Annotated in this window: 10 protein-coding genes and 1 pseudogene; 8 read left to right on the top strand and 3 right to left on the bottom strand. The window is 70.0% G+C overall.

Annotated elements, in window-relative coordinates; genetic code table 11:
• Positions 1 to 35: 35 nt before the first annotated feature.
• Positions 36 to 533 carry a peptidylprolyl isomerase gene (locus ACFU8Q_RS33035; RefSeq protein WP_384461245.1) on the bottom strand — a complete coding sequence of 166 codons (498 nt, stop codon included), beginning with the start codon at positions 531 to 533 and terminating at the stop codon, positions 36 to 38.
• 243 nt (positions 534 to 776) lie between these two features.
• Between ACFU8Q_RS33035 and ACFU8Q_RS33040 the strand changes: the two genes are divergently transcribed.
• The 6 genes from ACFU8Q_RS33040 to ACFU8Q_RS33065 all read left to right on the top strand — a co-directional run bounded on the left by ACFU8Q_RS33040 (position 777) and on the right by ACFU8Q_RS33065 (position 7,476).
• Positions 777 to 2,564, top strand: a complete 1,788-nt coding sequence (locus ACFU8Q_RS33040; protein WP_384461265.1) for a glycoside hydrolase family 15 protein — start codon at positions 777 to 779, stop codon at positions 2,562 to 2,564.
• A 93-nt stretch (positions 2,565 to 2,657) separates the two neighbouring features.
• Entirely contained in the window at positions 2,658 to 3,686 is a 1,029-nt protein-coding gene (gene argC / locus ACFU8Q_RS33045; protein WP_384461248.1) for an N-acetyl-gamma-glutamyl-phosphate reductase, read from the top strand.
• Positions 3,683 to 4,837 (top strand): bifunctional glutamate N-acetyltransferase/amino-acid acetyltransferase ArgJ, encoded by a 1,155-nt coding sequence (gene argJ / locus ACFU8Q_RS33050; RefSeq protein WP_384461251.1) that lies wholly within the window; start codon positions 3,683 to 3,685, stop codon positions 4,835 to 4,837. Before argC ends, argJ begins: the two co-directional genes overlap by 4 nt.
• Complete coding sequence (gene argB, locus ACFU8Q_RS33055; protein ID WP_384461254.1) at positions 4,834 to 5,736, top strand: acetylglutamate kinase; 903 nt, start codon at positions 4,834 to 4,836, stop codon at positions 5,734 to 5,736. The genes argJ and argB overlap by 4 nt, the downstream gene beginning before the upstream one ends.
• Positions 5,733 to 6,929: an acetylornithine transaminase gene (locus ACFU8Q_RS33060; RefSeq protein WP_384461257.1), complete on the top strand. Its 1,197-nt coding sequence runs from the start codon at positions 5,733 to 5,735 to the stop codon at positions 6,927 to 6,929. Before argB ends, ACFU8Q_RS33060 begins: the two co-directional genes overlap by 4 nt.
• Positions 6,930 to 6,939: 10 nt before the next feature.
• Positions 6,940 to 7,476 (top strand): arginine repressor, encoded by a 537-nt coding sequence (locus ACFU8Q_RS33065; protein ID WP_266745179.1) that lies wholly within the window; start codon positions 6,940 to 6,942, stop codon positions 7,474 to 7,476.
• 54 nt (positions 7,477 to 7,530) lie between these two features.
• Here ACFU8Q_RS33065 and ACFU8Q_RS33070 read toward each other — a convergent pair.
• Both ACFU8Q_RS33070 and ACFU8Q_RS33075 read right to left on the bottom strand, forming a co-directional pair.
• Positions 7,531 to 8,271: pseudogene (locus ACFU8Q_RS33070) on the bottom strand (L,D-transpeptidase family protein).
• Between the two features lie 289 nt (positions 8,272 to 8,560).
• Positions 8,561 to 9,172: a pyridoxamine 5'-phosphate oxidase family protein gene (locus ACFU8Q_RS33075; RefSeq protein WP_384461260.1), complete on the bottom strand. Its 612-nt coding sequence runs from the start codon at positions 9,170 to 9,172 to the stop codon at positions 8,561 to 8,563.
• Positions 9,173 to 9,402: 230 nt separating this feature from the next.
• Here ACFU8Q_RS33075 and ACFU8Q_RS33080 point away from each other — a divergent pair, with 230 nt between their 5' ends.
• Positions 9,403 to 10,596, top strand: a complete 1,194-nt coding sequence (locus tag ACFU8Q_RS33080; RefSeq protein ID WP_283850718.1) for an argininosuccinate synthase — start codon at positions 9,403 to 9,405, stop codon at positions 10,594 to 10,596.
• Between the two features lie 88 nt (positions 10,597 to 10,684).
• Positions 10,685 to 11,414: lyase family protein (locus ACFU8Q_RS33085; protein WP_384461263.1), on the top strand; the 730-nt coding region annotated here is incomplete at its 3' end.

Here is an 11,414-nt window from a genome sequence, read left to right on the forward strand (position 1 = left end):
GACCGTCGGGGGCGCGCTCGTTCAGCGGTTGCGGGTCAGAGGACGCCGCTGTCCGCGATCGTGATCTTCGCTGAGGGGCGGCCGCTCCGCGAACCGAGGGCCTCGATCTTCTTGACCAGGTCCATGCTCTCCTGGTCGTCGACCTCGCCGAACACCACGTGCTTGCCGTCCAGCCAGGACGTCACGATGGTCGTGATGAAGAACTGCGAGCCGTTGGAGTTGGGGCCGGCGTTGGCCATGGAGAGCAGGCCCGGCTTGGTGTGCGCGAGCTTGAAGTTCTCGTCTGCGAACTTGGCGCCGTAGATGCTCTGGCCGCCCGTGCCGTCACCGCGGGTGAAGTCGCCGCCCTGCAGCATGAAGTCGGGGATGATCCGGTGGAACGAGGAGCCCTTGTAGCCGAAGCCCTTCTCGCCGGTCGCCAGCGCGCGGAAGTTCTCCGCGGTCTTGGGAACGACGTCGTCGAACAGTTTGAACGTGATCCGCCCAGCGGGCTCGTCATTGATGGTGATGTCGAAGTAAACCTTGCTCGTCATGGAACCATCCTGACATCGATGCGCTCGGCGCCGACGGGCGGGCACGGTGCCGGGCCCGCCGACGTGGCAGCAGGAGGGGGCACCGCGGCGCCGCACTCCCGCTGTCCTGCACGTCGACGACTGGTTAGCCTGAAGAAGGGGCGCGCAGGCTCAGGGAGGCCCGATGTGACTGTTGAGGCCAACGCGAGCGCCGGGACGTTCAGTGCTTTCGGCGCATCTCCGGGTGTCGGCGGGCCCCGCTATCTGCCCGTTGCCGAGCACGGACTGATCGGCGACCTGCGCAGCGCGGCGCTGGTGGGCACCAACGGCACCATCGACTGGTACTGCTGCCCGCGCTTCGACGCGCCCAGTGTCTTCGCGTCGATCCTCGACGCCGACCGTGGCGGGTTCTTCGAGCTCGCGGCGGATGCCCCGACGCGTACCAAGCAGTTCTACTTCCCCGACACCAACGTCCTGATCACCCGCTTCTTCGCGGAGGACGGGGTCGGCGAGGTTCAGGACTTCATGCCGGTGCTCGACGATTCGCGCGAGGCCGACCGGCACCGGCTGATCCGCCGCGTGGTGTGCGTCCGCGGATCGCTGCCGTTCCGCGCCCGTGTGGCCCCCCGTTTCGGGTACGGGGCGCAGCCGCACACCGTGCACGCACAGCATGGCCAGGCCGTCTTCGAATCGCCCTCACTCACTCTCGCGCTGACGTCGAGTGTGCCGCTCGAGGTCGCCGACCAGGACGTATGGTCGCTGTTCAAGCTGCACGAGGGCGAGTCCGCGGTCTTCGCCCTCGACCGGGTCGGCGGCGACGTGGCGCCCCGTTTCTGCCCGCTGTCCGAGGCGGAGCAGCAGTTCAACGCCACCGTCGGGTACTGGCGGCGGTGGCTGTCCCGGTCGCGGTACCGCGGTCGCTGGCGGGAGATGGTGCAGCGCTCCGCCCTCACCCTGAAGCTGCTCACCTACGCACCGACCGGCGCCATCATCGCCGCGCCGACCACCAGCCTGCCCGAACGCATCGGAGGCGAGCGCAACTGGGACTACCGCTACGTATGGATCCGTGACGCAGCGTTCTGTGTGTATGCGCTGCTCAGGCTCGGCTTCACCGAGGAGGCCGAGGCCTTCATGGGTTTCCTTTCCGAACATGTCCCCCTCGAAGTGACCGGGACGACCGGTCCGCTGCAGATCATGTACGGCATCGACGGGCGCCGTGAGCTGCCCGAGCGCGAGCTGACCCATCTCGAGGGGTACCGGGGCTCGGCCCCCGTACGCGTCGGCAATGATGCCGTCGACCAGTTGCAGCTGGACATCTACGGGGCGCTCGTCGACGCCCTCTACCTCTACAACAAGTGGGGGCAGCCCATCTCCAGTGCGCACTGGGAGAGCATCAGTGAGGTGGTCGACTGGGTGTGCGACCACTGGGACCAGCCCGACCAGGGGATCTGGGAGGCGCGCAGCGGGCGCAAGAACTTCCTCTACTCGCGACTGATGTGCTGGGTGGCCATCGAGCGCGCCATGCGGCTGGCCCAGCATCGCGGCCTGCCCGTCGACATCGTGCGGTGGGGGCGGGCCCGGGATGCGATCTATCGCCGGATCATGCGCCATGGCTGGTCCGACGAGCGGCACGCCTTCGTCCAGTACGAGGACGGCCACGTCCTCGACGCGTCCCTGCTGATGATGCCGCTGGCGAAGTTCGTCTCCCCGACCGACCCGAAGTGGCTCGCCACGCTGGACGCGCTGGGCGAGGACCTGGTGTCCGACTCGCTGGTCTACCGCTACGACCCGCAGGCCAGCCCGGACGGACTGCGGGGCGACGAGGGCACGTTCTCGATCTGCTCGTTCTGGTACGTCGAGGCGCTGGCCCGGGCCGGCCGCCTGGACGAGGCCCGACTCGCGTTCGAGAAGATGCTCACGTACGCCAACCACCTCGGTCTGTACGCGGAGGAGATCGGCCACACCGGGGAGCAGACCGGGAACTTCCCGCAGGCCTTCACCCACCTGGCGCTGATCAGCGCGGCCTTCGGTCTCGACCGCGCGCTGGGCTGATGAACTCCTTCGCTCCCGGCGAGGTCTGCCGGGCGATCATTGCATAAAAGTGCATCACTGCGTATAGTCATGCCATCGACGAGGAGGATTTCGATGGTGGTACGTGCAGCAGTGGCAGGGGCGAGCGGATACGCCGGTGGGGAGCTGCTCCGTCTCCTGCTGGTCCACCCCCAGGTCGAGATCGGGGCCCTCACCGCCAACTCCAACGCGGGGCAGAAGCTCGGTGCGCTGCAGCCGCATCTTCGGCCGCTGGCCGACCGGGTGCTGCAGCCGACCACGGCCGAGGTGCTCGCCGGGCACGATGTCGTCTTCCTCGCCCTTCCGCACGGGCAGTCCGCCGCCGTCGCCGAGCAGCTCGGTGACGAGGTGCTCGTCGTGGACATGGGCGCCGACTTCCGGCTCGAGGACGCCGCGGACTGGGAGAAGTTCTACGGTTCGCCGCACGCCGGGACCTGGCCCTACGGTCTGCCCGAACTGCCGGGCGGGCGCTCGGCGTTGGCGGGGACCAAGCGCATCGCGGTGCCCGGCTGCTACCCGACCGCCGTCTCGCTCGCGCTCTTCCCGGCGTACGCGGCCCAGCTGGCCGAGCCCGAGGCCGTGATCGTCGCCGCGTCCGGCACCTCGGGGGCGGGCAAGGCGGCCAAGCCGCATCTGCTCGGCTCCGAGGTGATGGGCAACATGTCCCCGTACGGCGTCGGCGGGGGCCACCGGCACACCCCCGAGATGATCCAGAACCTCAGTGCGGCGGCCGGCGTACCGGTCACCGTCTCCTTCACGCCGACCCTGGCGCCGATGCCCCGCGGCATCCTCGCCACGTGCAGCGCGAAGGCGAAGCCGGGCGTGAGCGCCGAATCCCTCCGCGCCGCGTACGAGAAGGCGTTCGCCGACGAGCCGTTCGTCGACCTGCTCCCCGAGGGGCAGTGGCCCGCCACGGCGGCCGTCCACGGTTCCAACGCGGTGCAGATCCAGGTCGCGTACGACGAAGCAGCGGGCCGGATCGTCGTCATCAGCGCCATCGACAACCTCACCAAGGGCACCGCCGGCGGCGCCCTGCAGAGCATGAACATCGCCCTCGGACTTCCCGAGGACACAGGTCTTTCCACGATCGGAGTCGCACCGTGAGTGTCACGGCAGCACAGGGGTTCTCCGCGGCGGGCATCGCCGCGGGAATCAAGGAGAGCGGTAACCCGGACCTGGCCCTCGTGGTCAACAACGGTCCGCGTCACGCCGCCGCGGGCGTCTTCACCTCCAACCGCGTCAAGGCCGCCCCCGTCCTCTGGTCGGAGCAGGTACTGAAGGGCGGCGAAGTCAGCGCCGTCGTGCTCAACTCCGGTGGCGCCAACGCCTGTACGGGCCCGCAGGGCTTCCAGGACACCCATGCCACCGCCGAGAAGGCCGCCGAGGTCCTCCCCGGCCACAGCGCGGGCGAGATCGCGGTCGCCTCGACCGGACTGATCGGGACGCTGCTCCCGATGGACAAGCTGTTGCCCGGCATCGAGACCGCCGCCGCGGCGCTGAGCGAGCACGGCGGCGAGAAGGCCGCCATCGCGATCAAGACCACCGACACCGTCCACAAGACCGCCGTCGCGGGCGGCGAGGGATGGACCGTCGGTGGCATGGCCAAGGGCGCGGGCATGCTCGCCCCGGGCCTCGCCACCATGCTGGTCGTCCTCACCACCGACGCCGATGTGGACGCCCCGGCGCTGGACACCGCGCTGCGCGCCGCCACCCGCACCACCTTCGACCGGGTCGACTCCGACGGCTGCATGTCGACCAACGACACGGTCCTGCTGCTGGCCTCCGGCGCCAGTGGAATCACCCCGGACCAGGGCGAGTTCGCCGAGGCCGTACGGACCGTCTGCGCCGATCTCGCCCGGCAGCTCATCGGTGACGCCGAGGGCGCCTCAAAGGACATCCGGATCGAGGTCATCAACGCCGCGACTGAGGACGACGCCGTCGAGGTGGGCCGCTCCATCGCCCGTAACAACCTCCTGAAGTGCGCCATCCACGGCGAGGACCCCAACTGGGGCCGCGTCCTGTCCGCGATCGGTACGACGAAGGCCGCCTTCGAGCCCGATCAGCTGAATGTCGCCATCAACGGCGTCTGGGTCTGCAAGAACGGGGGAGTCGGCGAGGACCGCGACCTGGTCGACATGCGCTACCGCGAGGTCGAGATCACCGCTGACCTGGCGGCAGGCACCGAGTCGGCCGTCATCTGGGCCAACGACCTCACCGCGGACTACGTCCACGAGAACAGCGCGTACAGCTCATGACCCCGGCGCGGAAGCACACCGCACTCCCGAAGGCGCAGATCCTCATCGAGGCGCTGCCCTGGCTGACCCGGCACAACGGCAAGACCGTCGTCATCAAGTTCGGCGGCAACGCCATGATCGACGAGGAGCTGAAGGCGGCCTTCGCCCAGGACGTCGTCTTCCTGCGCCAGGCCGGCCTCAAGCCCGTCGTCGTGCACGGCGGCGGCCCGCAGATCAGCGCCCAGCTCGACAAGCAGGGCCTGATCAGCGAGTTCAAGGCCGGTCTGCGCGTCACCACGCCCGAGGCGATGGACGTCGTACGGATGGTGCTGGCCGGACAGGTCCAGCGCGAGCTCGTCGGCCTGCTCAACCGGCACGGCCCGCTCGCCGTCGGCCTGACCGGCGAGGACGCCCACACGATCACCGCCACCCAGCACCGGCCCCACATCGACGGCGAACTCGTCGACATCGGCCGGGTCGGCGAGATCACCGCCATCGACACCGGAGCGATCCAGGCGCTGCTGGACGACGGCCGGATCCCGGTCGTCTCCTCCATCGCCCGCTCCGCCGACGACGACCACGTCTACAACGTCAACGCCGACACCGCGGCCGCCGCACTCGCCGCCGCGCTGAACGCCGAGACGCTGATGGTCCTCACCGACGTGGAGGGCCTCTACGAGGACTGGCCCAACAGCGACGACGTGATCAGCCGCCTCACCGCCACCGAGCTGGAGAAGCTGCTGCCCGAGCTGTCCAGCGGCATGGTGCCGAAGATGCAGGGCTGCCTGCACGCCGTGCGCAATGGCGTCGAGACCGCCCGCGTCATCGACGGCCGGGTCCAGCACTCGATCCTGCTGGAGATCTTCACCGACGAAGGAATCGGCACGATGGTCGTGCCCGACGCACAGGGGGATTCATGAGCAACCAGGAGCTCTCGCAGCGCTGGAGCCACGCGCTGATGGACAACTACGGCACCCCCCAGCTGTCCCTCGTCCGCGGTGAAGGCGCCCATGTGTGGGACGCCGACGGCACCGAATACCTCGACTTCGTCGGGGGTATCGCGGTGAACGCGCTGGGCCACGCCCACCCCGCCGTCGTCGAGGCCGTCTCCACCCAGATCGCCTCCCTCGGCCACGTCTCCAACCTCTACATCGCGCCGCCGCCCGTCGCCCTCGCCGAACGGCTGCTCCAGCTCTTCGGCCGCGAGGGCAGGGTCTACTTCGCCAACTCGGGCGCCGAGGCCAACGAGGCCGCCTTCAAGATCGGCCGGCTGACCGGGCGGACCCACATGGTCGCCACCGACGGCGGCTTCCACGGCCGGACCATGGGCGCACTCGCGCTCACCGGACAGCCCAAGAAGCGCGAGCCCTTCGAACCGCTGCCCGGCGATGTCACCCATGTCCCCTACGGGGACGCCGAGGCGCTGCGGGCCGCCGTGACCACCGACACCGCCCTGGTGATCATCGAGCCCATCCAGGGCGAGAACGGTGTGGTCGTGCCCCCCAAGGGCTACCTGGAGGCCGCCCGCGAGATCACCCGGGCCACCGGCACCCTGCTCGTCCTCGACGAGGTGCAGACCGGTATCGGCCGCTGCGGCCAGTGGTTCGAGCACCAGTCCCACCAGGGTGTCGAGCCCGACATCGTCACCCTCGCCAAGGGCCTCGGCGGCGGACTGCCGATCGGCGCGACCGTCGCGTTCGGTCCGGCGGCCGACCTGCTGAAGCCGGGCCAGCACGGCACGACGTTCGGTGGCAACCCGATCGCCTGCGCCGCCGGACTCGCCGTCCTGGACACCCTGGCGGCCGACGGCGCCCTGGACCGGGTGAAGCGGCTCGGCGAGAAGATCCGGAACGGAGTCGAGGGTCTCGGGCACCCTCTGGTCTCCCACGTCCGCGGCTCCGGGCTGCTGCTGGGTATCGTGCTCACCGAGCCCCTGGCACCTCAGGTGCAACAGGCGGCTCAGGGAGCCGGAATCCTGGTGAACGCGCCCGCCCCCGATGTCGTGCGGCTCATGCCGCCGCTGATCATCGGTGACACGGAGGTGGACGCGTTCCTCCAGGCACTGCCGGGCGCTCTCGACGCGGCAAAAGGGGACGGACGATCCGGAGAATGAGGCGACGACGATGACCGAGGCGCAGGAGACCGAGCACGGCGGGCCGTCCGTGCCGCAGACCCGCACCGCACGCCACCGCCGGATCGTGGACATCCTGAACCGGCAGCCGGTGCGCTCACAGAGCCAGCTGGCCAAGCTCCTCGCCGATGACGGGCTGAGCGTCACGCAGGCGACGCTCTCCCGCGATCTGGACGAGCTGGGCGCGGTGAAGATCCGCAACACCGGCGGCGAGCTGATCTACGCGGTGCCGAGCGAGGGAGGATTCCGCACCCCGCAGGCACCGCTGGGCGGGTCCGCGAAGGAGGAGCGGATGCGGCGCCTCTCCGCCGAGCTGCTCATCTCGGCGGAGGCCTCGGCCAACCTCGTGGTGCTGCGCACCCCGCCGGGCGCGGCCCAGTTCCTCGCCTCGGCCATCGACCAGGCCGAACTGCACGACATCCTCGGCACCATCGCGGGCGACGACACCCTCATGCTGATCAGCCGTGACCCGGCGGGCGGCCAGGCGCTCGCCGACCACCTGCTGCGACTGGCCCAGAAAGAACGCTGAGCGGGCCCGAGCCGGCCCGAAACACCTCGGACCGACCCGCAATCGGGGGCGGCGTCACGCAAGTGCCGGTCGGTCTCGGTAGCGGGTGATCGCGAGCGCTCCCGAACGGGTCCCGATCGCGATGTGCGGACGGCGGGGCGATGTGCGGACGGCGGGCCGGATTCACCCAGTCAAGGATCCGGTCCATCGCGGCCGCCGGTACGGACACACAACCGGCGGTCGCGCCAGGCCCGTTGACGTGCAGGAGATTCCGGCGCCGCGCCCCCGTACCGGACGCGCGTAGTTGAAGCCGATGACGAGCGCGCGGGCGTACTGCGTCGGATACGCGATCAGGTGCTCCGCCTCGCTCGCCCGGCAGTCCGCCGGCCGCGGCTCCACCCAGCGGTTGTAGGACCGCGCCGCGTTGTCCTGGCACCACCACGAGCGGCTCTTGACCCGGCGGTACGGGTGGACGGTGCCGGCCGGCGCCGCCTTGGTCCCGAAGGCGAACGGCAGGTCGTACAGGCCGGTGGGTGTGGTGTTGGTGCCCTGCTTGCGTGATGCCCCCTCGGCCAGGCCCTTCGCACCGAACCGGGCGGGGGTGGAGCCGCCCTTCACCCAGGTACCCCGGCGCAGATTCCACCAGGTGACGGTGCCCGTGGTGGACCCCGCGGCCGGGGCCTCGGCCGTGATCAGCCGGGTGCCGCCGCCGGTGTCGGCCAGCCGTTCCGGGAGAATCGGCGCCGCGGCGGGCCGGGCCGCGACCGAGCCCGCCGGCGCGAGCAGTACCGAGCCGGTCACCAGAGGTCTGCGCATGCCACGGACGCTAGTGCCCCTCCCGGCAAGCTTTGCCCCGTCGCGCCGCCCAGCACGCACTCCCCCAAGGCCTTGAGGGTCAGGGGGACCCCCTTCCGCGTTGGCCAAAAGCCCTGGTAGCTCCTTCCCCGAGCTCTCAACTTCGTTCGAGCAGGGGAGACCCCATCCAAGGGCTCCCGGCCGCCTTGCGATCGCACGCACCGGACGACGCTCTTCATGGGGCAAACATTGCCGGTCACGGCAGTAGACCGTCCGGCGGGGTGTCACCTCCGAATCTGCTCGGGACGGCTCAATTCCCTGCCATGCCCTCGCCCGAGTCCGGCATGGCCGGCAGCGGGAGCGGCAGCCCCGGCAGCCCGTCGATACTCGTCGCGACGTGCTCCTTCTTCTCGAAGTAGCCGCTGAGCGACGCGTCGTCCTCGCGGGCGAAGCGCTGCGCGTGCAGTGGCCGGTCCTCGTCGTACGACAGGAAGGGCACGGCGAATCCGCAGGTGTCCCGGATCAGCTCGGCCCCGACCACGATGATGGCGCGCAGTCCGTGCGTGCGGTGGTCCACGTCGGGGAAGTGGCCGAGCAGCGGGCCGAACCGCGGATCGTCACGGAACACCGGCTCGCCGCGACCGTGCACCCGCACGATGTTCGGCGGCCCCTGGAAGGCGCACCACATGAGCGTGATGCGGCCGTTCTCGCGCAGATGGGCGATGGTCTCGGCATTGCTGCCCGCGAAGTCCAGATAGGCCACGGTCAGCTCGTCGACGACGGCGAACGAGCCGCTGACGCCCTTGGGGGACAGGTTGACCGTGCCCTCGCCGTCCAGGGGCGCCGTCGCCGTGAAGAAGATGTGCTGCTCTTCTATGAAGGCCCTGATCCGTCCGTCGATTCGCTCGTACGTCTTTCCCATGGCGGCCATTATCGTCGTCAACTCCCGCGTGGCGGGGCCATTTCAGCTGGCGGGACGCCGGTACGGGCCTGCCGCCCGTGACCGTCGCCGTACCGCTCGGCAGCCGTCGTGGCCGCTGGTCACCGCCCTCGCCCCGGTTTCGACGCGCCACTCCGACCTGCGCCTTTGACAAAGCATACGGAGGACTGCATAGTTATACCCATCAGTGATTGCACCGTAAGGAGAAACCCGTGACCGAGCGCGTCGTACTCGCCTACTCGGGCGGCCTGGACACCTCCGTCGCCATCGGCTGGATCGCCGAGGAGACGGGCGCCGAGGTCATCGCCGTCGCCGTGGACGTCGGCCAGGGCGGCGAGGACCTGGACGTCATCCGCAAGCGCGCGCTCGCCTGCGGTGCCGTCGAGGCCGAGGTCGCGGACGCCAAGGACGAGTTCGCCGAGGAGTACTGCCTCCCGGCGATCAAGGCCAACGCCCTCTACATGGACCGCTACCCGCTGGTCTCGGCCCTGTCCCGGCCGACCATCGTCAAGCACCTCGTCGCCGCCGCCAACAAGCACAACGCCGGCATCGTCGCCCACGGCTGCACCGGCAAGGGCAACGACCAGGTCCGCTTCGAGGCCGGCATCTCCGCGCTCGGCCCCGACCTGAAGTGCATCGCCCCGGTCCGTGACTACGCGATGACCCGGGACAAGGCGATCGCCTTCTGCGAGGAGAAGAACCTCCCGATCGCGACCACCAAGAAGTCCCCGTACTCCATCGACCAGAACGTCTTCGGGCGGGCCGTCGAGACGGGCTTCCTGGAGGACATCTGGAACGCGCCGATCGAGGACATCTACGAGTACACCGAGAACCCCGCCACCCCGCGCGAGGCCGACGAGGTCGTCATCTCCTTCAAGGAGGGCGTGCCCGTCGCCATCGACGGCAAGCCGGTCACCGTCCTCCAGGCGATCCAGCAGCTGAACCAGCGGGCCGGCGCCCAGGGCATCGGCCGGATCGACATGGTCGAGGACCGTCTCGTCGGCATCAAGTCCCGCGAGGTGTACGAGGCCCCGGGCGCGATCGCGCTGATCACCGCCCACCAGGAGCTGGAGAACGTCACCGTCGAGCGCGAGCTGGCCCGGTACAAGCGGCAGGTCGAGCAGCGCTGGGGCGAGCTGGTCTACGACGGCCTGTGGTTCTCCCCGCTCAAGCGCGCTCTGGACGGCTTCATCAACGAGGCCAACCAGCACGTCACCGGTGACATCCGGATGACCATGCACGCGGGCCGCGCCGTCGTCACCGGCCGGAAGTCCGAGCAGTCGCTCTACGACTTCAACCTCGCCACGTACGACTCGGGCGACACGTTCGACCAGTCCAAGGCGCAGGGCTTCATCGAGATCTTCGGCCTCTCGTCGAAGATCGCCGCGAAGCGTGACCTCGCCTGACCCCCAGTAGTTACGTCACCGCCTCCCCGGCTCTCCGCACGGGGAGGCGGTCGCACATCCACCCCCTTGTCCTCCCGAGGAGCACGCAGTGAGCAACGGCAACGGCAACAGCGACGTACGCCTCTGGGGCGCCCGCTTCGCCGACGGTCCGGCCGAGGCGCTGGCCAAGCTGTCCGCCTCCGTCCACTTCGACTGGCGGCTCGCGCCGTACGACATCGCCGGCTCCCGCGCCCACGCGCGCGTCCTGAACAAGGCGGGTCTGCTCACCGAGGACGAGCTGAACCGCATGATCGCCGGTCTCGACCAGCTCGAGGCCGACGTGGCCGACGGCTCGTTCACCGGCACCGTCGCCGACGAGGACGTGCACACCGCGCTGGAGCGCGGCCTGCTGGAACGCCTCGGTCCGGACCTGGGCGGCAAGCTGCGCGCCGGCCGGTCCCGGAACGACCAGATCGCCACCCTCTTCCGGATGTACCTGCGCGACCACGCCCGGATCATCGGCGGTCTGATCGCCGAGCTCCAGGGCGCCCTGGTCGGCCTCGCCGAGGCGCACCCGGACGTCGCGATGCCCGGCCGTACGCATCTGCAGCACGCCCAGCCGGTGCTCTTCGCCCACCACGTGCTGGCCCACGCGCAGTCCCTGTCCCGGGACGCCGAGCGGCTGCGCCAGTGGGACGAGCGGACCGCCGTCTCCCCGTACGGCTCCGGCGCACTGGCCGGGTCGTCCCTCGGGCTGGACCCGGAAGCGGTCGCCGCCGACCTCGGCTTCGAGCACGGCTCCGTCGCCAACTCCATCGACGGCACGGCCTCCCGCGACT

It is taken from the genome of Streptomyces sp. NPDC057543, assembly GCF_042801895.1.
In the GTDB taxonomy this organism is placed as follows: domain Bacteria; phylum Actinomycetota; class Actinomycetes; order Streptomycetales; family Streptomycetaceae; genus Streptomyces.